The organism is Serratia sp. BW106, from assembly GCF_002607755.1.
In the GTDB taxonomy this organism is placed as follows: domain Bacteria; phylum Pseudomonadota; class Gammaproteobacteria; order Enterobacterales; family Enterobacteriaceae; genus Serratia; species Serratia proteamaculans.
The window spans coordinates 145,014-168,280 of the sequence record NZ_MCGS01000008.1 but is presented as its reverse complement, the minus strand read 5'-3'; the positions used below and the strand labels follow the sequence as shown (position 1 = coordinate 168,280).

Genomic DNA, 23,267 nt, shown 5'->3' with positions numbered 1-23,267 from the left:
TAGTTTCCCAATGAATCGACTCCTCACCCATTTACGTCGCCGAGGCGCCCTCTGGCTGCTGGTCATTGTCCTGCTGCCCGCTTTACTGTGGTTGGCGGATCGGCTGTGGCCGCTGCCGTTGAAAGATGCCGAGATGGCGCGCGTGGTGGTGGCGGAGGACGGCACGCCGTTGTGGCGCTATGCGGACAGTGACGGCGTATGGCGCTATCCGGTCAGCCTGCAGCAGGTCTCGCCCTATTATCTGCAGGCATTGCTGACCTATGAGGATCGCTGGTTCTATCAGCACCCTGGGATTAATCCGTTGTCGCTGGCCCGTGCTGCCTGGCAGGACCTGCGCAACGGGCAGATTGTTTCCGGCGGCAGCACGCTGTCGATGCAGGTGGCGCGGCTGATAGATCCCCATCCCCGCACGCTGGGGGGGAAATTGCGACAGGTATGGCGCACCGCTCAGTTGGAATGGCATCTGTCGAAGGATCAAATCCTCGAAATCTACCTTAACCGGGCGCCGTACGGTGGCACGCTACAGGGGATTGGTGCAGCAAGCTGGACTTATCTGGGCAAGCCGCCCTCGGCGCTGACGCGGGGTGAGGCGGCGTTATTGGCCGTGTTGCCACAGGCTCCCAGTCGTTTGCGACCGGATCGCTACCCGGAACGGGCACAGGCTGCACGTGACAAAGTGCTGGAACGGCTGGCGTATTATCAGGTTTGGCCGGCGCAGCAGGTGGCTGAAATCCGTCAGGAGGCGCTGTGGTTGGCCCCGCGCCAGGTGCCACAGTTGGCTCCGTTACTGGCCAGGCGCATGACGCAAAGTAACCGCAGTCAGGTGGTAACCACCACGCTGGACGCCACGTTACAGCGGCGGCTGGAAGAACTGGCACGCGGCTGGAAGAGCCAACTGCCCGAGAAAACCTCGGTTGGTGTCTTGGTGGTTGATCACACCAATATGAAGGTACGCGCCTATCTGGGATCATTGGATTTGAACGATAACAGCCGCTTTGGCCATGTCGACATGGTGGCTGCCTGGCGATCGCCGGGCTCGACGCTAAAACCCTTCTTGTATGGGTTGGCGCTGGACGATGGCCTGATCCACGCTGAATCGCTGTTGCAAGACGTACCGCGTCGTTTCGGCGATTATCGACCCGGCAATTTTGATACCGGTTTCCACGGCCCGGTCAGCGCCAGTGAGGCGCTATCGCGTTCGCTTAACCTGCCAGCGGTACAGTTGCTGGAGGCCTACGGGCCAAAGCGTTTTGCCGCCAACTTGCGTAACGTGGGGGTTGAACTGCGACTGCCAGCTCACGCCGAACCGAGCCTGGCGCTGATCCTGGGCGGGGCCGGAGCCCGGCTGGATCAGTTGGTGGCCGGATTCAGCGCGCTGGCTCGTCAGGGCCGGGTGGCACCGCTGCGCTTTACGCCTCAGCAAGGGATTTACGATCGCCAGTTAATGTCACCGGGTGCCGCCTGGATTGTGCGGCGAATACTGGCGGGAGAGGCGCGCCCACTACCGGATGATGCATTGCCCGCCAGCGTGCCGTTGGCGTGGAAGACCGGCACCAGTTACGGTTATCGCGACGCCTGGGCGATTGGCGTTAATGCCCGCTACACGATGGGTATTTGGGTGGGCCGACCGGACGGCACGCCGGTGGCCGGGCAGTTCGGCTTCGCCACGGCGGTGCCTCTGCTGAATCAGGTCAACAACCTGTTGCTGACCTCTTTGCGCCAGCGTGGCGAAGGCATTCCGGCCGATCCTCGCCCCGCCAGCGTCAGCCGTGCGGTGATTTGCTGGCCGGGCGGCCAGCCGCTTCCGGCGGGGGACAGCAATTGCCGCCAACGACGTCTGAGCTGGATCCTCGACGGGACTATCCCGCCGACGTTGCCCGCGCCGGGCCAGGAAAGCCTGCTGGGCAGTCAGCCGCTGATGTGGTTGAACGCGCGTGGATTGCGGGTGGCGGCGGATTGCCCGGGGGCGACACCGCGTCGGCTGGCACTGTGGCCAACGCCGCTGGAGCCCTGGTTGCCTGCGGCGGAGCGCCGTGCTCAGCGCTTGCCGGCTATCGATCCACAGTGCCCGCCGTTGCAGCAACAAGAAGCTCCGCCGTTGTTGATGTTGGGCGTGCGTGACGGCGCGATACTGCGTCGCCTGCCTGGCAACAATGCGCTTGATTTGCGGGTCAGCACCCAGGGGGGCGGCGGACAGCGCTGGTGGTTCCTCAACGGCCAATTGGTGGGGGAAGGGGAGTCGTTGTTGCAGACGTTGAGCCAACCCGGTCGTTATCAGCTCAGCGTGCTGGATGAGAGTGGTCAGGTGGCCGTGCGCGAATTTAGCCTCGATTAGGCTGAGTTTTCATAACCTGTGCTCTGGGCCGCAAAGTGAAGAATAAAGATAATGATTTTTTAATGAAATGTTGTTTTTCCCGTAGGCAAGCGTTACCAGCGCACATATAATCTGCGCCACTTGAGAAGGCCGGCACCCTGTTTACAGACCGGCCTGTTTTGGAAGTTATACAGAGGCCATCATGACCGTAGAACGTACCTTTTCCATCATTAAACCAAACGCTGTAGCTAACAACGACATCGGCGCAATCTATGCTCGCTTTGAGCGCGCCGGTTTCAAAATCATCGCATCCAAAATGCTGCGTCTGACTCGCGAACAAGCTGAAGGCTTCTACGCTGAGCACAAAGGCCGCCCATTCTTCGATGGCCTGGTCGAGTTCATGACCTCTGGCCCGATCGTGGTACAGGTTCTGGAAGCGGAAAACGCAGTACAGCGTAACCGTGACATCATGGGCGCGACCAACCCAGACAACGCACTGGCCGGCACCCTGCGTGCTGACTACGCGGACAGCTTCACTGCCAACGCCGTTCACGGTTCTGACGCAGTAGAATCTGCACAGCGCGAAATCGCGTATTTCTTTAACGAAAGCGAAATCTGCTCACGTTAATAATACCCGTCCGAATACGGTATTCACCGGCTGAAACAATAAAAATGCCCTGAATGCCTTTCAGACGTGGAAAGCTGCTACTAAAATTTGTACAATGCCGCGCCCCTGATAAGGCTTCTTGTCAGGGGCGCGCTTTTTAGCGCCGTCACCGCAATTGATGCGGGTTGAACGACGCACTTACTTTCCACTCTTTCGCGCCGTAACGTGTAACAACGAGGCCAGAGATCAATTATGTTAGAACCCATCACGTCCGAGCACATCGTGTCTGAAAATAATTCGCTGACTACTCAATCCGTTAACGCGGAACAACCGGCTGTGGCCAAAATTAACCTGCTGGATTTAAACCGTCAGCAGTTGCGTGAGTTCTTCGCCAAAATGGGCGAAAAACCCTTCCGTGCCGATCAGGTGATGAAGTGGATGTACCACTATTGCTGCGATGATTTTGAGCAGATGACCGACATCAACAAGGTCCTGCGCAATAAATTGCAAAGCGTCGCCGAGATCCGTGCGCCAGAAGTGGCGGAAGAACAACGCTCAGCCGATGGCACCATTAAATGGGCGATCAAAGTGGGCGATCAGCAGGTCGAAACCGTATTTATCCCGGACGGCGACCGTGCGACCCTGTGTGTCTCTTCCCAGGTGGGTTGTGCACTGGAATGCAAATTCTGTTCGACCGCCCAGCAAGGCTTTAACCGCAACCTGCGCGTGTCGGAAATCATTGGCCAGGTGTGGCGTGCGGCGAAAATCATCGGCGCACTGAAAGTCACCGGCGAACGCCCGATCACCAACGTGGTGATGATGGGGATGGGTGAGCCGCTGCTCAACCTGAGCAATGTGGTACCGGCGATGGAAATCATGCTGGACGACTTCGGTTTTGGCCTGTCCAAGCGTCGTGTGACCCTGTCTACCTCCGGTGTCGTGCCGGCGCTGGACAAGTTGGGCGATATGATCGACGTTGCGCTGGCAATCTCGCTGCATGCGCCGAACGACAAGATCCGCGATGATATCGTGCCGATCAACCGTAAATACAACATCGAAACCTTCCTGGCTGCGGTGCGCCGCTACCTGGCAAAATCCAATGCCAACCAGGGCCGGGTCACGGTCGAGTACGTGATGCTGGACCATATCAATGACAGCACCGACGATGCGCACCAACTGGCTGAAGTCCTGAAAGACACGCCATGCAAGATCAACCTGATCCCATGGAACCCGTTCCCAGGAGCACCTTACGGTCGCAGTTCCAACAGCCGGGTGGATCGTTTTTCCAAAGTGTTGATGGAATACGGCTTTACGACTATTGTTCGTAAAACCCGTGGTGATGATATCGATGCCGCCTGCGGGCAACTGGCGGGTGAAGTGATCGACCGTACCAAGCGTACCCTGAAAAAGAAAATGGCCGGGGAACCTATCTCCGTACGTGCGGTCTGAACCCTATAGCATGATTTTTTTGTTATCTTACAATCTGTTATACCAACAGATTGTAAGGTGACATCAGACAAGGAAATGAATGCAGGCATGAAGCTGACTCTGTGGGGGATGTTGCTGGCAGCCGGTTTACTGGCGGGCTGTTCCGGTTCAACACCGGAAGAAAAAGACGCGCAGTCACAAGCGGGCCAAACGCGTTTGCAACTGGGTCTGGAATATCTGAAGCAGGGCGATTTACCTGCCGCGCGACAGAATCTGGAGAAGGCGGCGGACGCTGCCCCACAGGATTACCGTACCCAATTGGGCATGGCACTCTATGAGCAGCGGATGGGTGAAAATAGCGCGGCCGAACAGCGTTATCAGCAAGCGCTCAAACTTGCGCCTGGCAATGGCACCGTGCTGAATAATTACGGTGCGTTTCTTTGCAGTTTAGGGCAGTATGTACCGGCACAACAGCAGTTTAGCGCTGCGGCAGTAGCACCGGATTACGGTCAGGTTGCCGACAGCCTGGAAAACGCAGGTTACTGTTTTCTCAAGGCCGGACAGAACGATGAAGCACGCACCTTGTTAACGCGTGCGATGAAGATCGATCCGGACAAAGGCACTCCACTGTTAGTGGAGGCAGAAAAGCAATTTGGAGAAGGGAAGCGCGCGCAGTCGCAACTTTTACTCGATAGTTATCAACATGTTCTGCCGGCTAGCGCCGACAGCTTATGGTTACAGATTCGTTTCGCCGCGTTAGCCGGGCGCCAAGATAGCGTGCAACGTTATGGCAAGCAGTTATCGCGAAGTTTTCCACAATCCAAACAGTACCAGCAGTTCTTAGCTAATGAATACTGAAGCCTCCCAAGATAAAACCGTATCAATGACGACAGGCGAACGTCTGCGTCAAGCCCGTGAACAACTCGGGTTGAGTCAACAGGCCGTTGCAGAACGCCTGTGCCTCAAAATGTCTACCGTGCGCGATATCGAAGAAGACAATCTGTCCGCAGATTTGGCTTCAACCTTCGTGCGGGGTTATATCCGTTCCTACGCCAAGCTGGTGCGTGTACCAGAGGATGAACTGCTGCCGATGCTGGCCAAGCAGGCTCCGCTGAAGGTGGCGAAAGTTGCCCCCATGCAGAGTTTCTCATTGGGCAAGCGCCGCAAAAAACGCGACGGCTGGCTGATGAGCTTCACCTGGCTGATCGTTTTCGTGGTGGTTGGCCTGACCGGCGCCTGGTGGTGGCAAAACCACAAGGCCCAGCAGGAAGAAATCGCCACTATGGCCGATCAATCCTCTGCCCAGCTTTCACAGAATAACAATGAAGGCCAATCTGTGCCGTTGACCGACAGCAATGCCGACAACAGTGCACCTTTGGCTGACAATGGTTCCACGCCGGTTGATACCGGCGTTGCTCCACAGCAGTCGCAGACTCCGGCCGTTACCGGCAGTGCAACCGCGCAGCAACCTGCGGTGGTTTCACCAAGCCAGACAACGCTGCCAGAGACCACGCCTGTGGCACCTGCTGCACCCTTGCCAACCGCTGACGCGGGTGTGACTGCAGCGGCGGTTGATCCTAACGCGCTGGTCATGGAGTTCTCCGCCGACTGTTGGCTGCAGGTGAGTGATGCCAGCGGTAAAACGTTGTACAGCGGCAGCCAGAAAAGCGGCGGCAAGCTGAGCCTGGCGGGTACCGCGCCGTACAAACTGACCATTGGTGCACCGGCCGCAGTACAGATTCAATATCAAGGTAAGCCGGTTGATTTAAGCCGGTTTGTTAAGTCAAACCGTGTTGCTCGTCTGACCGTTGCCGCGCAGTAATTGCGCGGCCATTGTCGTTGAGTCAGGGCAACAATGGAGAGTAAGTAATGCATAACCAATCGCCCATCATCCGTCGAAAATCAACGCGAATTTACGTCGGCAATGTGCCTATTGGTGATGGTGCGCCGATTGCCGTGCAGTCGATGACTAACACCCGTACCACTGATGTTGAAGCCACGGTTAATCAGATCAAAGCACTGGAGCGCGTGGGTGTCGATATCGTCCGCGTTTCAGTCCCCACCATGGATGCCGCCGAGGCATTCAGGCTGATCAAGCAGCAGGTCAACGTGCCGCTGGTCGCCGATATCCACTTCGATTACCGTATCGCGCTGCAGGTTGCAGAGTATGGCGTAGACTGCTTGCGCATCAACCCGGGCAATATCGGTAACGAGTCGCGTATTCGCTCAGTGGTAGACTGCGCACGCGATAAAAACATCCCAATCCGTATCGGGGTGAATGGCGGTTCGCTGGAAAAAGACATCCAGGAAAAGTACGGCGAACCTACGCCGGAAGCGCTGCTCGAATCCGCCATGCGCCACGTTGATATCCTCGACCGCCTCAACTTCGACCAGTTTAAAGTCAGCGTTAAGGCTTCCGATGTGTTCCTGGCGGTGCAATCCTATCGTCTGCTGGCTGCACGTATCGATCAGCCGTTGCATCTGGGCATCACCGAAGCCGGTGGCGCACGCAGTGGCTCAGTGAAGTCGGCGATTGGTTTGGGGCTGCTGCTGTCGGAAGGCATCGGCGATACCCTGCGTATCTCGTTGGCAGCCGATCCGGTGGAAGAAGTGAAGGTCGGTTTCGACATTTTGAAATCGCTGCGCATCCGCGCTCGCGGTATTAACTTTATCGCGTGCCCGACCTGTTCACGTCAGGAATTTGACGTTATCGGTACGGTGAACGCGCTGGAACAGCGTCTGGAAGACATCATCACGCCGATGGACATTTCGATTATCGGCTGTGTGGTCAATGGCCCGGGCGAAGCCCTGGTTTCCACGCTGGGCGTGACCGGTGGCCACAAAAAGAGTGGTTTCTACGAAGACGGCGTGCGCCAGAGAGAACGTTTCGACAACGAGCAGATGATTGACCAGTTGGAAGCCAAAATCCGCGCCAAGGCGTCGATGCTGGATGAAAGCAATCGCATCGCGGTCAACCTGCTGGAAAAATAAGCATTATACCGATACGGCGGGCTTTTTAGCCCGCTTGTTTATGAACCCGGGAGCAGAACTCTGCATTCGCGTTGAATACGGGACGGCAAAGTCCCTATAATCGGGTTCATTTTTATAGACAACGGACAGAGAACTCACGTGGCAAAGAACATTCAAGCCATTCGCGGCATGAACGACTACCTGCCGGAAGAAACGGCATTATGGCAGCGTATTGAAGGCATCCTCAAGCAGGTGCTTAGCGGCTACGGTTACAGCGAAATCCGCTTGCCGATTGTAGAGCAGACCCCGTTATTCAAACGCGCGATCGGCGAAGTGACCGACGTCGTGGAAAAAGAAATGTATACCTTCGACGACCGCAATGGCGAAAGCCTGACGCTGCGTCCGGAAGGGACGGCTGGCTGCGTTCGCGCCGGCATCGAACATGGTCTGCTGTACAATCAGGAGCAGCGTCTGTGGTACGTCGGTCCGATGTTCCGCTACGAGCGCCCGCAAAAAGGCCGCTATCGCCAGTTCCATCAACTGGGGGCCGAAGTGTTTGGCCTGCAGGGCCCGGATATCGACGCCGAGCTGATCCTGCTGAGCGCCCGCTGGTGGAAAGCACTGGGGATCTCCGAGCACGTCAAGCTGGAGCTGAACTCCATTGGTTCACTGGAAGCACGCGCCAATTACCGCGATGCACTGGTGGCATTCCTGGAACAGCATCAAGACAAGCTGGACGAAGATTGCAAACGCCGCATGTACAGCAACCCGCTGCGCGTACTGGACTCGAAAAACCCGCAAGTGCAGGCGTTGCTGAACGACGCGCCACGGTTGTCCGAGTATCTGGATGAAGAATCCAAAGCCCACTTCGAAGGTCTGTGTGAACTTTTGGCGCAGGCGGGCATCCCATATACCATCAATGAACGCCTGGTGCGCGGTCTGGACTATTACAACCGTACGGTATTCGAATGGGTGACCACCAGTCTGGGCGCTCAGGGTACGGTGTGTGCCGGCGGGCGTTATGACGGTCTGGTCGAGCAACTGGGCGGGCGTGCAACGCCGGCAGTCGGTTTCGCCATGGGCCTGGAACGCTTGGTGCTGCTGGTTCAGGCTGTTAACCCAGAGTTTAAAGCCGCGGCGACCATTGACGTATACGTGATCTCCTCCGGTGCCGGGACTCAGAGTGCGGCCATGCAGTTGGCGGAGCGCGTGCGTGATGCGGCGCCACAGCTCAAACTGATGACCAACTACGGCGGCGGTAACTTTAAGAAGCAGATCACCCGTGCGGATAAGTGGGGCGCACGCGTCGCCTTGATCCTGGGTGAGAACGAAGTCGCAGCCCAGCAGGTCGTGGTCAAAGACCTGCGCAGTGGTGAACAAGAAACGCTGGCGCAAAGCGAAGTCGCAGTGCGTCTGGCAACGATGTTAGGTTAAGGAGAAGGACACCGTGGAAGTCTATACCACTGAAAACGAACAAGTCGACGCCGTGCGTCGGTTCTTTGCTGAAAACGGCAAAGCGCTGGCAGTGGGCGTGGTGCTCGGAATTGGTGCCCTGGTCGGCTGGCGTTACTGGCAGAGCCACGAAAACTCCAACATGATGGTTGCGTCCCAATCTTATCAGGAAGCCAGCGATCGTCTGGCTCTCGGTAAACCGGACGATGTCGCCGCTGCGGAGAAGTTTGCACAGGCCAACAGCAACAGCTACGGCGTGATGGCCTCGCTGGAGCTGGCGAAGCATTTTGTTGAGCAGAATGAGTTTGCCAAAGCGAGCCAACAACTGGTGCTGGCTCAGGGCCAGACCAAAGATGAAAACCTGCTTTCGATGATTAACCTGCGTCTGGCCCGTGTCCAGGTGCAGGAGAAAAAGCTGGATGACGCGCTGAAAACGCTGGATGGCGTGAAAGGCGAAGGCTGGGCGGCGATGGCGCAAGATACGCGCGGCGACGTGCTGTTGGCCAAAGGCGACACCAAAGGTGCGCGTGAGGCTTACAGTAAAGGCATTGAGTCTAACGCTTCTCAGGCGCTGCAGGTTCTGCTGCGCATGAAATTGAATAACTTGTCCAGCTAAGGGGAATTCCCATGCAATTGCGTAAAACACTCTTGGTCGGACTGGTTTCCGTTGCCTTGTTGAGTGGTTGCTCACTGTTCAACAGTGAAGAAGACGTGGTTACCATGTCGCCGCTGCCGAAAGTTGAAAATCAGTTCACGCCAAACAAGGCGTGGAGTACCTCGGTCGGTGACGGCGTCGGTGAGTTCTATTCTCACCTGCGTCCTGCTTTCCAGGACAACACGATTTATGCCGCCGATCGTCACGGTATCGTGAAAGCGCTGGATGCCGATAACGGTAACGAAAAGTGGAAGGTTGATCTCTCTGAGAAAACCGGCTTCTTCTCCAGCAACCTGCCGGCACTGCTGTCGGGCGGTATGGCGGTCGCGGGTGACAAGGCTTACGTTGGCAGTGAGAAAGCGGTGGTCTACGCGCTGAATACTGCAGACGGTACCGTCGCGTGGCAGACCAAAGTGGCCGGCGAAGCGATTTCACGTCCGGTGATCAGCGACGGTATGGTGCTGATCCACACCACTAACGGCCTGCTGCAGGCGTTGAACGAATCTGACGGCGCGGTGAAGTGGACGGTTAACCTGGACATGCCTTCACTGTCGTTGCGCGGTGAATCCGCACCGGCCGTTGCCTTTGGCGCAGCCATTGTCGGCGGTGATAACGGTCGTGTAAATGCGGTGCTGATGCAGCAAGGTCAGTTGATTTGGCAGCAACGTATTTCCCAGCCGAGCGGCGCGACCGAAATCGATCGTTTGAACGATGTCGACACTACGCCGGTGATTGTTGAGGGCGTTGTCTACGCATTAGGTTACAATGGCAACCTGACGGCGTTGGATCTGCGTTCCGGCCAGATCATGTGGAAGCGTGAACTGGGCTCGGTGAACGACTTTATCGTTGATGCCGGCCGCATCTACCTTATCGATCAGAACGATCGCGTGGTGGCATTGAGCACCGAAGGTGGCGTGACCGTATGGACGCAGAGCGATCTGCTGCACCGCAACCTGACCCCGCCGGTGATGTACAATGGTTTCCTGGTGACCGGTGACTCAGAAGGTTACCTGCACTGGATCAATACCACGGACGGCCGTTTTGTTGCTCAGCAAGAAGTGGATAGCTCCGGCTTCCTGTCTGCGCCAATGGTTGCTGGCGATAAGCTGGTCATCCAGGCGAAGGGCGGAAAAGTTTACGCTTTCACCCGCTAACGCCGATCGTCGCACGGATTGCCAACGGCTCCTGAGTGTTCAGGGGCCGTTTCGTATTTTTATAAGCTGCACTCCTGGTGTCTACCCATGGTGTAGTAACGCTTTGATTATTAAGTAATGAGGCTTCACAATGATACCTGTCGTCGCGCTAGTAGGGCGCCCGAATGTGGGTAAATCCACCTTGTTTAACCGTTTAACCCATACGCGCGATGCGCTGGTGGCGGATTTCCCCGGGCTAACGCGAGACCGCAAGTATGGTCGTGCTGAGGTTGAGGGTAATGAATTTATTATCGTCGATACCGGGGGCATTGACGGCACCGAAGACGGCGTTGAAACCCGCATGGCCGGTCAGTCGCTGCTGGCGATCGAAGAAGCAGACATCGTGCTGTTTATGGTCGATGCTCGCGCCGGTCTGATGCCAGCCGATCTGGGCATTGCCCAGCATCTGCGCAACCGTCAGAAAGCCACCTTCCTGGTTGCCAACAAAACCGACGGTATGGATCCCGACATGGCCACCGCCGATTTCTACTCGCTGGGCCTGGGCGACGTGCATGCGATTGCTGCTTCCCACGGTCGTGGCGTGGCGCAGTTGATCGAACACGTGCTGGTGCCGTTTGTCGGTGAAAAGCCGGAAGAAGTCGAGCTGACCGAAGAAGAGGCTAACGCCGCTTATTGGGCCGAGCAAGAAGGTGAAAACCTCGAAGGCCCGGAAGACGAGCCGGAAGATGACTTCAACCCGCAGGATTTGCCGATCAAGCTGGCTATCGTCGGTCGTCCTAACGTAGGTAAGTCCACACTGACTAACCGTATCCTCGGCGAAGATCGTGTCGTGGTTTACGACATGCCGGGCACCACCCGTGACAGCATTTATATCCCGATGGTTCGTGACGAACGCGAATATGTGCTGATCGATACCGCCGGGGTGCGTAAGCGCGGCAAGGTGACGGAAACCGTAGAGAAGTTCTCGGTAATCAAAACCCTGCAGGCGATCGAAGACGCTAACGTGGTGTTGCTGGTCGTGGATGCACGCGAAGGCATTTCCGATCAGGACCTCTCGCTGCTCGGCTTTATCCTCAATAGCGGGCGCTCACTGGTGATTGTGGTCAACAAGTGGGACGGCATGAGCGAGGAAGATCGCGATCACGTGAAAGAGATGCTCGATATGCGTCTGGGCTTTGTCGATTTCGCCCGCATTCACTTTATCTCTGCCCTGCACGGTAGCGGCGTTGGCAACTTGTTCGTCTCGGTCCTGGAAGCTTACGAGTGTGCGACCCGTCGCGTGAACACCTCGATGCTGACTAAAATCATGCAGATGGCCGCCGATGACCACCAGCCACCCTTGGTACGTGGCCGCCGCGTGAAGCTGAAATATGCGCACGCCGGTGGGTATAACCCGCCGATTGTGGTGATCCACGGCAACCAGGTGACCGATCTGTCCGATTCGTACAAACGCTACCTGATGAACTATTTCCGCCGTTCTCTGAAGGTGATGGGTACGCCAATCCGTATCCAGTTCAAAGAGGGTGAGAACCCGTTCGCCGGCAAGCGCAATCTGCTGACACCGAACCAGATGCGTAAGCGTAAACGTCTGATGAGCCACCTGAAAAAAAGCTGATAATCAGTATGAGGGGCGCGGTATCACTACCGCGCCCCTTTTTTATTGGTCCGAAATCGTTTTATTATCCGTAGATTATCGCCGTCAGCCTGAAGGAACATCATGTCCTGGGAAACCTGGAGTTTTGCATTTAACGTCACTGTCCCCAATCTGTTAATGATGTTGCTGGGCATACTGCTGCGCCACTGGCGTCTGATGGACGATCGGTTTATCGACGGTGCCACCCGGCTGGTGTTCAATCTTGCGCTGCCCTGCCTGTTGTTCTTCAGCATCGCCACCAACCATCCGCAGTTGCTGGGTAACCTGCCGCTGGTGATCTTTGGCGCTGTCGGTACCCTCGTCACCTTCCTGTTGCTGGAAGCGGCGGCTATCTGGCTGGTTAAAGATCCGCGGGAACGCGGTGTCTTCGTTCAGGGGGGCTTCCGCGCCAATACCGCCATTGTCGGCCTGGCTTACGCCATGACCGCTTACGGCAGCGAAGGAATTGCGCTGGGGTCGCTGTACCTGACGGTGACGGTGATCCTGTTTAACGTACTGTCGGTGATTACCCTGACGCGTAGCTTGCAGGGCGGGCAGGGCAAGAGGATCAGTCGCCTGTCGCTGTTGCGCAGCATCGTCACCAATCCGTTGATTATTGGTCTGGTGTGCGGCTTGGCTTATGCGCAGACCGGCCTGGGCATACCTCAGGTGATCCGGCAGACGGGCAGCTACATCTCTGCACTGTCGCTGCCGCTGGCACTGCTGTGCACCGGTGCCAGTTTGGATCTGCGCGCCATGTTCCGTTCGTCCAACGTGGCGGCGCTGTCCTCTTCGGCCAAGTTGTTTATCGTGCCAGTGATAATGACGCTGGGTGGCTGGTTATGCGGCTTTCACGGTGCGGCACTGGGGATTATCTTCCTGTTCTCGGCTACGCCAACGGCGTCTGGCAGCTATGTAATGACGCGCGCCATGGGAGGGAACGCCACGCTGGCGGCGAATATTATCGCCATCACCACCGTCGGATCGTTTTTCACTACCGCGTTGGGCATTTATTTCTTACGCTCATGGGGCGTGATTTAACCTGGGAGTGACTATGGAAGTACAGTGTCCGCAATGCGATCAAACGATGGAGTGGGTGAATGGTCACTACCATTGCGCCGCCTGTAACAGCGATTATCAACGGTTGGCTCACTGCCCGGATTGCGGGCAACCGTTGCAAGAGCTGAAGGCCTGTGGCGCGGTGGACTATCTGTGCCAGAACGGCCATGGGCTGATCTCCAAAAAGCGCGTGCTATTCAGTTATCAGCCGTTGTAAGTGTTCACTCATCGACCTGGCCGGTTTTCCACAGGTCGACTAACGCCTGTGGAGCGCTGGTTTCCGGGATCAACAGCACGATTTCACTGCGCAGGGTTTGGCTGTAATAGCTGATCTGCACGCGAAAATAGCGTTGGTCACCGCAGCCGGGGGAGTCCGGCTGACCCTCTTCCTGGGCATAGGGCAGCGTCTGGTTCAACAGTTGGTTCAGGCGCTGCCGTTGCTCTGGCGTAATGTCGGCCAGCGCAATGCGCCGCTGGCCCGCCAGTTTGGGAATAAAGGCGAAACCGCCTTCACGCGCCAGCTCAATGACCGTATCCTGATTGAGCACCGGCAAAGGTTTCATTATGCCACCCCCACCTGATGCCAGGCCTGCTGTACCTTTTGCGCTACCTTGCTGTCGAAGCGCTGTTCTGCATGCTTCACCGTGGTACGGGCAAAGGTGGCGAAATCAGCGTCCTGCGGCAGTGCCTTATCACACAGGGTGTCGTACCAGATGTAACCGGCTTTCTCCCAGGCATAGCCGCCCAGTGCAGTGGCCGCCAGATAAAAGGCGCGATTGGGGATACCGGAGTTGAGGTGGACGCCACCGTTGTCTTCTTTGGTCTGAATGTAGTCTTTCATGCTGGCCGGCTGCGGATCTTTCCCCAGCAACGGATCGTCGTAGGCGGTACCGGGAGCCGACATCGAACGCAGGCCCTTGCCGTTGATGCCTTTCGCCAACAGTCCCTCGCCAATCAGCCAGTCGGCTTTATCAGCCGTTTGCTTAAGGTGGAACTGCTTGACCAAAGAACCAAACACGTCAGACAGCGATTCATTCAGCGCCCCGGCTTGCTGGAAGTAAATTAACCCGGCTTCGCTTTCGGTAACGCCGTGCGCCAATTCATGGCCGACTACGTCGATGGCGATGGTAAAACGGTTAAAGATTTCACCATCCCCGTCGCCGAAGACCATTTGCTGGCCATTCCAAAAGGCGTTCTGGTATTCCTTGCCGTAATGCACGCTGCCGGTCAGCGGCAGGCCCTGGTTGTCCAGCGAGTTGCGTTTGAAAGCCTGCCAGAAAAAATCGTAGGTGACGCCGAGGTAGTCATAGGCTTCATCCACCGCCACGTCGTGGTTGCTGGCCTGGCCCTCATTACGCACCTGTTTGCCGGGCAGTTGAGTGCTGTTTTCGGCATCGTAAATATCGCGGATGACTTCACCACCGGTCGAGGTTTTCGCCCCGGGGGCCCGCAGTGGCTTGTTGCCGAGCAGGCTCTGAACGTGATTCAGGGTGTGCAATGCGCAGTCGCGCTGCGGTAGGCTGCCGTGCTCAATGATCCGGCGCAGCATATAAGGGGGGATGACCGATCGTGCTGTTAGGGTCGGCATAGTGGCTCTCCTTAGGCAAAAAAGTTACCCGTCATCTTTCAAGCTATAGGGTATCTATAAATATTTTGACACTAAGTGTAGCTCAGACATCGTAAAGACGATGATCGTGGGTGCTGACCGCCGGGTTGGTTTTATGGGCGCTGATGCGTTTGACCGAGGTGCGAACCGCCAGCTTGCCATGCAGCAGCAGGTTGCATGGGGGCGCATCGGCACGCAGCATGCGGCGCTGCAACAGTTGAATGGCCTCATAGCCCAGTTCGTCACGCGGTACATGTACCGAGGTGAGCGGCACGTCATGAATTTCCGCCAGGTTAAAACCGTCGGTGCTCATCACCGAGATATCGCCCGGCACGTTCAACTGCAGTTTGTTGAGCGCCTTGACCGCGCCGACCGCCATATAGTCGCCACCGGCGAGAATGGCCGTGGGCAACTGTGAGCGGTGGCTGACCCGATTGATAAAGGTGGTGAGTGCCTGTTCGGCCTCTTCGCTGCCGAAGCCGGAGGTGGTGACCAGATGGCGACCGTCGTCAAAGGCGATATTGTGTCGCGCATAGGCTTGTTTAATGCCCGCCAGCCGCAACTCCATGGTGTGCCGACGCAGGCATTGCAGGTTCAGAATATGGCTGTGGCCCTGCTGGAACAGATAGTTGGCGGAGAACTCGCCAATCAGTTGATGGTCGGGCGACACGCTATCGAGCCGCATCTGACGGTCGCTGCAGTTAATCAGTACGCAGGGTTTGTTCAGGTCGGCGGCTAACTGGTGAATATGTTCGTCATCGATGCCGATAATCAGTGCCGCCTGGGTCTGCGGATCGCTCATCTTTTCCAGAAACAGCGCGCCATCGCTGTGTAATTCCTCAAGCCCGCAATAGCGAATACGGACTTCGTGCTCTGCCAGCGCAGCAGTGATGCCCTGGATCACCTTGTAGTAAAAGATATCGGTGCGCACGTCAAAGGCCCGTTGCGGGGCGAAGACCATCACGTTGTTCAACATCAGTCGGCCGCTGGAAATCCCCTGCAGGATCCCCTTCTGTTGGGCGCAGGTCAGCACCTTCTGACGTGCCTCGGCGCTGGTGTTGGCTTTGCCTGCTAATACGCGTGAAACGGTGCTGATCGACAGCCCGGTTTGGCGGGCGATTTCCTGTATTTTCAGCTTTCCGTTCATTCTGTGATCTCCTTCAAATTTGGTAATGAAAATATTTTCACGGTGTTTTTTCGGCGTACTGTCAGGCTTTGGTCGCCATTATGGCGACCTTTTATCCTGTGTATGAAAACTTTTGCAAAAAACCACGTTTCGCTCACGCTTCCGGCTGGATAGTCTGAATTGGTATGCCAACTTTATAGATTTATCAGTCCAATTAATGGGCTGAATTATAAATAAAATGAAAATAAATCAGGTGGTTGTGAAGACGATATGCCTGCTTCTGTGAGGCGCATCTCAATTTCACGGGTTCCATACCTTCACTAGCCAAACGTACCCTACCAAAAAGCGCGCTGTGTCACCGGGCAGCCGTCGTGGAGAGAAGACAGATGAGTGTTGAAATTAATCAGACGGTCGTTGACAGCGGCCGGCGTAAATTTAAATCGCTGCGCTGGTGGATGCTGGCGCTGTTTTTACTGGGCGTGACGGTCAACTACATCACTCGTAATTCGCTGGGCATCCTGGCGCCGGAGCTGAAAACCAGCCTGAACATGACGACTGAACAGTACTCCTGGGTGGTGGCGTCGTTTCAACTGGCCTATACGGTGTTTCAGCCGATCTGTGGCTGGCTGATCGACGTGATCGGCCTGAAGATGGGGTTCTTGATCTGCGCCAGCATCTGGGCGGTGGTCTGCATGATGCACGCCGGGGCAGGCACCTGGGTGCAGTTGGCGATCCTGCGCTTCTTCATGGGTGGGGCAGAAGCGGCGGCCACACCGGCCAACGCCAAGGCCATTTCCGACTGGTTCCCGAAAAAGGAACGGCCGATCGCTGCCGGCTGGGCGGGCGTCGGGTTTTCTATTGGTGCCATGCTGGCACCGCCGATCATTGTCATCGCCCATGTCTCCTTTGGCTGGCAGGGCGCTTTCCTGTTCTCCGGCGCGCTGGCGCTGGTCTGGGTCGTGCTGTGGTGGCGTTTCTATCACTCGCCGCTGCAGCACCCCAATCTGAGCCAGCAGGAGCTGGATCTGATCCGCGAAGACAACGAGCCCGAGTTACCCCGGCTGCCATTTCTCAAGTCGCTGGCGATCCTGTGCCGCAATAAAAAGTTTTATGGCATAGCCATTCCGGCATTTCTTGCTGAACCGGCCTGGGCGGTATTCAGTTTCTGGGTGCCGCTGTACCTGGCCACCGAGCGCGGCATGGATTTAAAACACATCGCCATGTTTGCCTGGCTGCCGTTTTTGGCGGCGGACATCGGCAGCGTTGCCAGCGGCTATCTCACCACGCTGTACCGCAAATGGTTTGGCTGCAGCCGCGTCAACTCGGTGGTTGCCAGTTCGGTCACCGGCGCATTCATGATGGTCTCGCTGGCGTTTGTGGCGATCACTAAAGATCCCTACCTGGCGATCGCTCTGATCTCGATCGGCGGATTTGGCCATCAGGTGATCTCCTGCATGCTCAGCGCGCTGGTGGTGGAATCGTTCGATAAAAACCAGGTGGCGACGGTCAACGGCATGCGCGGCTCCAGCGCCTGGATCGCCAGCTTCCTGTTTACGCTGTTGATCGGCGCGGTCTCCGATACCGTCGGTTTCAATCCGCTGTTTATCGCCATGGGCTTCTTCGACCTGATCGGCGCCCTGTTCCTGATTGCCTTGATCGCCGAACGCGGCGGTAAAAAAACACTTAATAGTTAAGTTGGATGCCTATGAAAACCTTGAAAAATTGGACGTTGGCCGGTCAGTATGCCGATCGCATTGAACTGTTGGTCGACGAACGTCACCTGTTTTGCCTGTACGTACTGGAAAATGACCTGTTCCGCGTGTTGATCAAACGCAACGGCGAGCTGGCGTTGGATCGCACCTGGAGCATCGCGCCGGAAAGTGACGTGCCCTGGGAAGGACGTGATCGGCTGAGCGTGGCCGGGTTCGGCCTGCCGGGCTATCAGCTGCAGCAACATGACGATCGGCTGGTGGTGGCGACGTCTGCGCTGCGCGTGACCGTGCATCAGCCGTTGTGGCTGGAGTGGGAGCATTGCAACGCCGCCGGGGAATGGCGTCCACTGGCAGCCGATCGGCCCACCAGCGCTTACCTGCTTAATCCGCACGGTGACGGCGTGGCGCATTATCAGCGCCGCCAGACTGCCGAGCGTTACTATGGCCTGGGTGAGAAGGCCGGGGATTTGGAACGCAGTGGCCGTCGCTTTGAAATGCGTAATCTGGACGCGATGGGCTACAACGCCGCCAGCACCGACCCGCTGTACAAACACATTCCGTTTACCATCACCCGCGGTGAAGAGGCCAGTTTCGGGCTGTTTTACGACAACCTGAGCAGCTGCTGGCTGGATCTGGGTAATGAGATCGACAACTACCATCTGGCTTATCGGCGCTATCAGGCGGAGGCGGGGGATCTGGATTATTACCTGTTCCTTGGGCCGAGGGTGCTGGATGTGACCAAGGCGTTCGTGCGCCTGACCGGCAAGACCCACTTTGGACCGAAATGGAGCCTGGGCTACAGCGGATCCACTATGCATTACACCGACGCGCCGGATGCCCAGCAGCAACTGCAGCAGTTTATTCAGCTCTGCCGTCAGCATGATATTCCCTGCGACTCTTTCCAGCTGTCATCGGGTTACACCTCGATTGCCAACAAGCGCTATGTGTTCAACTGGAATTACGACAAGGTGCCGCAGCCCAAGCTACTGAGCCAAGCGTTTCACGACGCCGGGCTGAAGCTGGCGGCCAACATCAAGCCCTGCCTGTTGCAAGATCACCCGCAGTATCAGCAGGCGGCGGATCAGGGGCTGTTTATCCGTGATTCTGAAAGCGACCAACCGGAGCGCTCCAGCTTTTGGGACGACGAAGGCTCGCACCTCGACTTCACCAATCCGGCAACTGTCCGCTGGTGGCAGCAGGGCGTGACGCAGCAACTGCTGGAGATGGGTATCGATTCCACCTGGAATGACAATAACGAATACGAAGTATGGGACGGTGAGGCTCGTTGCCACGGTTTCGGCCGACCGATTGCCATCAAGCATATCCGCCCGGTGATGCCGTTACTGATGATGCGTGCCTCAATGGAGGCCCAGCAACGTTTTGCTCCCGATCTGCGGCCCTATCTGATTTCGCGCTCCGGGTGTGCCGGTATGCAGCGTTATGTGCAGACCTGGAGCGGCGACAACCGCACCAGTTGGCAGACCCTGCGCTACAACATCCGCATGGGGCTGGGCATGAGTCTGTCCGGCCTGTATAACCTGGGGCATGACGTCGGCGGTTTTTCCGGTGACAAGCCGGACGCCGAACTCCTGGTGCGTTGGGTGCAAAACGGCGTGATGCATCCGCGTTTCACCATTCACTCCTGGAACGACGACGCCACGGTTAACGAACCCTGGATGTATCCGGCCGCCACCCCGGCGGTACGCGAGGCGATTAACCTGCGCTACCGGCTGATGCCGTATTTCTACACCCTGCTGTGGCAGGCCAGTGCCGACGACGAGCCGATGCTGCGCCCAACCTTCCTCGACCATGAGCATGACGAGCAGACCCTGAAAGAAACCGACGATTTTATGATCGGCCGCGATCTGCTGGTGGCCAGCGTGGTGGAGCAGGGGCAGCGCCAGCGGCCGGTGTATCTGCCGGATAATGGGGATGGCTGGTACTGCTTCTACAGCGGCCAGTGGTTCAGCGGTGGCCAGACGGTGGTGCTGGAGGCCCCGCTGGAGCGCTTGCCGTTACTGGTACGTGCCGGTGCAGGATTGCCGCTGTCATCCCGATTGGCTCATGTTGATGTGACGGCCGACGATCGGCGCGAGCTTAAACTCTATCCGCTAAAAGGCTGTGGCAGCGCTTCTGGGCTGTTATTTGAAGACGACGGGGAAAGTTATGGCTGGCAGCAAGGCGACGCGCTGTGGCTGCGCTGGGAGATGCTCAGTGACAATCAGCGCATCATGCTGAACATTACCACCGAGGGCCGCTTTAAACCGGCATGGCAAACCTTGACCTTCAGCTTGCCTGCCGGAGAAACGCGCGAACTGTGGATCAACGGTGCGCCGGGCAGCAGTTTTACGCTGGAATAACGCTATATACCCTAAATAATTGGAGTTGCAGCAAGGCGGCAAGAACGTTCATCCCGATGAGCTTACTCAGGTAAGTGATTCGGGTGAGCGGGTGCAGCCAACACAGATGCAACTTCAAGTATGACGGGGTGATTCAGCCGCGCGCTTTTTGCGCGGCTTTTTGGCGACGGTGATGGTTTTCACCTCGCTTTCCACCCAGCCATCCTGCAGACGGGTTTTCAGCAGTTCACCGACCTGAGCCTGCTTGGTGGTTTTCAGCAGTTCGCCGCGCGGGGTTTGCGTCACGCTGTAGCCGCGCGCCAGCGTTGCCAGTGGGCTGACCGCCTCGAGCTGGCTACAGGCGACGCCAAAGCGCTGACGCCAGGCGTTGAGCTGACGTTCCAGCGCCTGTTGCAATCGGTATTCCTGCTGTTGCACACGTTGCTGGTAGCGATGAATGCGTGCCTGCGGCTGCATCTGCGCCAGACGCTGTTGCGCCCGCTCGCTGCGGCGCGAAGACACACGCAGTTGGTTCTGCATGCCATCTTCCAACCGCCGTTGCAGTTTGAACAACAGCGTCTGCTGACGCGCCAGGCGCAGGTGCGGATGCTGTTGCTGCAAACGGTGGTTGATGCGGGTGAACTGTTGCTGGCGCTGCGCCAGATAGTAATCCATCGCCATTTCCATCCGCTGTTGCTGGGACTGCAACTGACGCAGCAGCTCCAGCTGATTGCGACTGACCAGTTCGGCAGCGGCGGAAGGGGTTGGCGCACGCAGATCGGCGACAAAGTCGGCAATGGTGACGTCGGTTTCATGGCCGACGGCGCTGACGATCGGAATGCGGCTGGCGAATATCGCCCGTGCCACGCGTTCATCGTTGAAGCTCCACAGGTCTTCCAGCGAGCCTCCGCCACGGCCGACGATCAGTACGTCACACTCGTCCCGGCGGTTAGCCGTTTCGATGGCGCGCACAATCTGCAACGGCGCTTCTGCGCCCTGCACCGAAGTGGGATAGATAACGATAGGCAGTGAAGGATCACGCCGTTGCAACACCTGCAGCACATCGTGCAGCGCCGCACCGCTGGCAGAGGTGATGACCCCGACGCGTTTGGCCGGGCTGGGCAAGGGTTGCTTGAACTGCTGGTCGAACAGGCCTTCAGCGCTCAGGCGCTGTTTCAACTGGTCGAACTGCTGTTGCAACAGGCCGTCACCGGCAGGTTGCATGCTTTCGGCAATCAGTTGGTAGTCGCCGCGCGGTTCATACAGCGTAATGCTGGCGCGGACCAGAACCTGTTGGCCATTCTGAGGACGGAAAGTGGTGCGGCGGTTGGTGTTGCGGAACATCGCGCAACGGACCTGCGCACGATCGTCTTTCAGCGTGAAATACCAGTGGCCGGAAGAGGGTTGGGAGAAGTTGGAAATCTCTGCGGAGAGCCAAATCTGGCCCATTTCCATTTCCAGCAGCTGTCGAACCGTCTGATTCAGGCGGCTTACGGTAAAAATAGACGGCGAAACAGGTAGCGACATGTGACCCAGATCAAATTTCAAAACAAGCACTTAATTGGTCGATACTACATGGCTGAAAAAGGTAATCAAGAGTTTTTGTGAGAAAGTGCTGGAGGCAACCGATTACGCTCTGTATAATGCCGCGGCAATATTTTATCTTTTTCACAGCCCACTCTGGTGAGATATTGCCCATGCTACGTATCGCAAAAGAAGCACTGACATTCGACGACGTTCTCCTGGTTCCAGCTCACTCTACGGTTCTGCCTAATACCGCTGAGCTCGGCACCCAATTGACCAAAACTATCCACCTGAACATCCCTATGCTGTCCGCAGCTATGGATACCGTCACCGAAGCCAATCTGGCTATCGCGTTGGCGCAGGAAGGCGGTTTGGGCTTCATCCACAAAAACATGTCCATCGAGCGTCAGGCTGAAGAAGTCCGCCGCGTGAAAAAACATGAAAGCGGCGTGGTCACCGATCCACAGGCCGTGACACCGACCACCACCCTGAAAGAAGTGAAAGAACTGACCGCGCGTAACGGCTTTGCCGGCTACCCGGTAGTGACCGAAGAAAACGAACTGGTTGGTATTATTACCGGCCGTGACGTTCGCTTCGTTACCGATCTGAACCAGCCTGTTACCGCCGTGATGACGCCGAAAGAGCGCCTGGTTACGGTGAAAGAAGGTGAAGCGCGTGAAGTCGTGCTGCAGAAAATGCACGAAAAACGCGTTGAGAAAGCGCTGGTAGTCGACGATCAGTTCCATCTGCTGGGCATGATCACTGTAAAAGACTTCCAAAAAGCGGAACGCAAGCCAAACGCCTGTAAAGACGAACACGGCCGTCTGCGCGTAGGTGCGGCAGTTGGCGCCGGTGCAGGTAACGAAGAGCGCGTTGATGCGCTGGTCGCTGCCGGTGTTGACGTCCTGCTGATTGACTCCTCACATGGCCATTCCGAAGGCGTATTGCAGCGCATTCGCGAAACCCGCGCCAAATACCCGGACCTGCAGATCGTTGGCGGAAACGTCGCGACCGCTTCAGGCGCCAAAGCACTGGCTGATGCCGGCGTTAGCGCAGTGAAAGTGGGTATCGGTCCTGGCTCCATCTGTACCACCCGTATCGTTACCGGCGTAGGCGTACCGCAGATCACCGCTATCGCTGACGCGGTTGAAGCGCTGGAAGGTACCGGTATCCCGGTTATCGCCGACGGCGGCATCCGTTTCTCCGGCGACATCGCCAAAGCTATCGCGGCAGGTGCAGCCTGTGTGATGGTCGGCTCCATGCTTGCAGGTACCGAAGAATCTCCGGGTGAAATCGAGCTGTATCAGGGCCGTTCGTTCAAATCCTATCGCGGTATGGGCTCTCTGGGCGCGATGTCCAAAGGCTCTTCCGACCGTTACTTCCAAACCGATAACGCCGCCGACAAACTGGTGCCGGAAGGTATCGAAGGCCGCGTGGCTTACAAGGGCATGCTGAAAGCGATCGTTCACCAGCAAATGGGCGGTCTGCGCTCTTGCATGGGCCTGACCGGTTGCGCCACCATCGACGAACTGCGCACCAAGGCTGAATTTGTGCGCATCAGCGGCGCCGGCATTCAGGAAAGCCACGTGCATGACGTGACCATCACCAAAGAGTCACCGAACTACCGCATGGGTTAATGCTTTAACTTCTCCTGCGGGGGAAGCCGGGGTGGGGCGTAACGCTTCACC

At 57.1% G+C, this 23,267-nt stretch carries 19 protein-coding genes; 15 read left to right on the top strand and 4 right to left on the bottom strand.

The genetic code is table 11. From position 1 onward, the window contains the following. Positions 1-10 precede the first annotated feature (10 nt). The 12 genes from pbpC (at position 11) to BEI65_RS06615 (ending at position 13,489) form a co-directional block, all read left to right on the top strand. Positions 11-2,335: a peptidoglycan glycosyltransferase PbpC gene (gene pbpC, locus BEI65_RS06670; protein WP_099062667.1), complete on the top strand. Its 2,325-nt coding sequence runs from the start codon at positions 11-13 to the stop codon at positions 2,333-2,335. Positions 2,336-2,516: 181 nt separating this feature from the next. Next, positions 2,517-2,942, top strand: coding sequence for a nucleoside-diphosphate kinase (ndk, locus tag BEI65_RS06665; protein WP_012146321.1), 426 nt, complete (start codon positions 2,517-2,519; stop codon positions 2,940-2,942). 231 nt (positions 2,943-3,173) lie between these two features. Further along, a complete protein-coding gene (locus tag BEI65_RS06660; protein WP_085118255.1) occupies positions 3,174-4,370 on the top strand; it encodes a bifunctional tRNA (adenosine(37)-C2)-methyltransferase TrmG/ribosomal RNA large subunit methyltransferase RlmN in 1,197 nt (398 codons plus the stop codon). Between the two features lie 87 nt (positions 4,371-4,457). Continuing rightward, positions 4,458-5,207 carry a type IV pilus biogenesis/stability protein PilW gene (gene pilW, locus BEI65_RS06655; protein ID WP_085118253.1) on the top strand — a complete coding sequence of 250 codons (750 nt, stop codon included), beginning with the start codon at positions 4,458-4,460 and terminating at the stop codon, positions 5,205-5,207. Beyond that, entirely contained in the window at positions 5,197-6,171 is a 975-nt protein-coding gene (rodZ, locus tag BEI65_RS06650; protein ID WP_099062666.1) for a cytoskeleton protein RodZ, read from the top strand. The genes pilW and rodZ overlap by 11 nt, the downstream gene beginning before the upstream one ends. A 47-nt stretch (positions 6,172-6,218) precedes the next feature. Further along, positions 6,219-7,340: a flavodoxin-dependent (E)-4-hydroxy-3-methylbut-2-enyl-diphosphate synthase gene (gene ispG / locus BEI65_RS06645; protein ID WP_099062665.1), complete on the top strand. Its 1,122-nt coding sequence runs from the start codon at positions 6,219-6,221 to the stop codon at positions 7,338-7,340. 138 nt (positions 7,341-7,478) lie between these two features. Then, positions 7,479-8,753: a histidine--tRNA ligase gene (gene hisS / locus BEI65_RS06640; protein ID WP_099062664.1), complete on the top strand. Its 1,275-nt coding sequence runs from the start codon at positions 7,479-7,481 to the stop codon at positions 8,751-8,753. 13 nt (positions 8,754-8,766) lie between these two features. Next, a complete protein-coding gene (locus tag BEI65_RS06635) occupies positions 8,767-9,387 on the top strand; it encodes a YfgM family protein (protein WP_099062663.1) in 621 nt (206 codons plus the stop codon). An 11-nt stretch (positions 9,388-9,398) separates the two neighbouring features. Next, on the top strand, positions 9,399-10,580 hold the full coding sequence (bamB, locus tag BEI65_RS06630; RefSeq protein WP_085118245.1) for an outer membrane protein assembly factor BamB: 1,182 nt from the start codon (positions 9,399-9,401) through the stop codon (positions 10,578-10,580). Positions 10,581-10,710: 130 nt separating this feature from the next. Further along, positions 10,711-12,195: a ribosome biogenesis GTPase Der gene (gene der / locus BEI65_RS06625; RefSeq protein WP_085118243.1), complete on the top strand. Its 1,485-nt coding sequence runs from the start codon at positions 10,711-10,713 to the stop codon at positions 12,193-12,195. Between the two features lie 102 nt (positions 12,196-12,297). Then, complete coding sequence (locus tag BEI65_RS06620) at positions 12,298-13,254, top strand: AEC family transporter (RefSeq protein ID WP_099062662.1); 957 nt, start codon at positions 12,298-12,300, stop codon at positions 13,252-13,254. A 13-nt stretch (positions 13,255-13,267) separates the two neighbouring features. Further along, positions 13,268-13,489, top strand: a complete 222-nt coding sequence (locus BEI65_RS06615; RefSeq protein ID WP_099062661.1) for a zinc ribbon domain-containing protein — start codon at positions 13,268-13,270, stop codon at positions 13,487-13,489. Positions 13,490-13,493: 4 nt separating this feature from the next. Here the strand turns inward: BEI65_RS06615 and BEI65_RS06610 are convergent, their stop codons facing one another. The 3 genes from BEI65_RS06610 to BEI65_RS06600 all read right to left on the bottom strand — a co-directional run bounded on the left by BEI65_RS06610 (position 13,494) and on the right by BEI65_RS06600 (position 16,025). Beyond that, on the bottom strand, positions 13,494-13,835 hold the full coding sequence (locus BEI65_RS06610) for a protealysin inhibitor emfourin (protein WP_099062660.1): 342 nt from the start codon (positions 13,833-13,835) through the stop codon (positions 13,494-13,496). Beyond that, positions 13,835-14,860, bottom strand: a complete 1,026-nt coding sequence (locus BEI65_RS06605; protein ID WP_099062659.1) for a M4 family metallopeptidase — start codon at positions 14,858-14,860, stop codon at positions 13,835-13,837. The genes BEI65_RS06610 and BEI65_RS06605 overlap by 1 nt, the downstream gene beginning before the upstream one ends. Before the next feature lie 82 nt (positions 14,861-14,942). Further along, positions 14,943-16,025: a LacI family DNA-binding transcriptional regulator gene (locus BEI65_RS06600; protein WP_099062658.1), complete on the bottom strand. Its 1,083-nt coding sequence runs from the start codon at positions 16,023-16,025 to the stop codon at positions 14,943-14,945. A gap of 365 nt (positions 16,026-16,390) precedes the next feature. On the opposite strand from BEI65_RS06600, the gene BEI65_RS06595 reads away from it, so the two are divergent. After that, entirely contained in the window at positions 16,391-17,698 is a 1,308-nt protein-coding gene (locus BEI65_RS06595; protein WP_085118233.1) for an MFS transporter, read from the top strand. 11 nt (positions 17,699-17,709) lie between these two features. Further along, positions 17,710-20,076, top strand: coding sequence for a TIM-barrel domain-containing protein (locus tag BEI65_RS06590; protein WP_099062657.1), 2,367 nt, complete (start codon positions 17,710-17,712; stop codon positions 20,074-20,076). A 114-nt stretch (positions 20,077-20,190) separates the two neighbouring features. On the opposite strand, the gene xseA is transcribed toward BEI65_RS06590, so the two are convergent. Next, entirely contained in the window at positions 20,191-21,582 is a 1,392-nt protein-coding gene (gene xseA / locus BEI65_RS06585; RefSeq protein WP_099062656.1) for an exodeoxyribonuclease VII large subunit, read from the bottom strand. A gap of 170 nt (positions 21,583-21,752) precedes the next feature. Here xseA and guaB point away from each other — a divergent pair, with 170 nt between their 5' ends. Continuing rightward, positions 21,753-23,216: an IMP dehydrogenase gene (guaB, locus tag BEI65_RS06575; RefSeq protein ID WP_085118229.1), complete on the top strand. Its 1,464-nt coding sequence runs from the start codon at positions 21,753-21,755 to the stop codon at positions 23,214-23,216. Positions 23,217-23,267 lie beyond the last annotated feature (51 nt).

Bases quoted from the DNA above. Each gene is read 5' to 3' on its own strand.
- bamB (WP_085118245.1), top strand. From the start codon at position 9,399: ATGCAATTGCGTAAAACACTCTTGGTCGGACTGGTTTCCGTTGCCTTG.
- BEI65_RS06600 (WP_099062658.1), bottom strand. From the start codon at position 16,025: ATGAACGGAAAGCTGAAAATACAGGAAATCGCCCGCCAAACCGGGCTG.
- ndk (WP_012146321.1), top strand. From the start codon at position 2,517: ATGACCGTAGAACGTACCTTTTCCATCATTAAACCAAACGCTGTAGCT.
- BEI65_RS06595 (WP_085118233.1), top strand. From the start codon at position 16,391: ATGAGTGTTGAAATTAATCAGACGGTCGTTGACAGCGGCCGGCGTAAA.
- BEI65_RS06615 (WP_099062661.1), top strand. From the start codon at position 13,268: ATGGAAGTACAGTGTCCGCAATGCGATCAAACGATGGAGTGGGTGAAT.
- BEI65_RS06610 (WP_099062660.1), bottom strand. From the start codon at position 13,835: ATGAAACCTTTGCCGGTGCTCAATCAGGATACGGTCATTGAGCTGGCG.
- ispG (WP_099062665.1), top strand. From the start codon at position 6,219: ATGCATAACCAATCGCCCATCATCCGTCGAAAATCAACGCGAATTTAC.
- der (WP_085118243.1), top strand. From the start codon at position 10,711: ATGATACCTGTCGTCGCGCTAGTAGGGCGCCCGAATGTGGGTAAATCC.
- BEI65_RS06590 (WP_099062657.1), top strand. From the start codon at position 17,710: ATGAAAACCTTGAAAAATTGGACGTTGGCCGGTCAGTATGCCGATCGC.
- rodZ (WP_099062666.1), top strand. From the start codon at position 5,197: ATGAATACTGAAGCCTCCCAAGATAAAACCGTATCAATGACGACAGGC.
- BEI65_RS06620 (WP_099062662.1), top strand. From the start codon at position 12,298: ATGTCCTGGGAAACCTGGAGTTTTGCATTTAACGTCACTGTCCCCAAT.
- guaB (WP_085118229.1), top strand. From the start codon at position 21,753: ATGCTACGTATCGCAAAAGAAGCACTGACATTCGACGACGTTCTCCTG.
- xseA (WP_099062656.1), bottom strand. From the start codon at position 21,582: ATGTCGCTACCTGTTTCGCCGTCTATTTTTACCGTAAGCCGCCTGAAT.
- BEI65_RS06605 (WP_099062659.1), bottom strand. From the start codon at position 14,860: ATGCCGACCCTAACAGCACGATCGGTCATCCCCCCTTATATGCTGCGC.
- pilW (WP_085118253.1), top strand. From the start codon at position 4,458: ATGAAGCTGACTCTGTGGGGGATGTTGCTGGCAGCCGGTTTACTGGCG.
- BEI65_RS06660 (WP_085118255.1), top strand. From the start codon at position 3,174: ATGTTAGAACCCATCACGTCCGAGCACATCGTGTCTGAAAATAATTCG.
- pbpC (WP_099062667.1), top strand. From the start codon at position 11: ATGAATCGACTCCTCACCCATTTACGTCGCCGAGGCGCCCTCTGGCTG.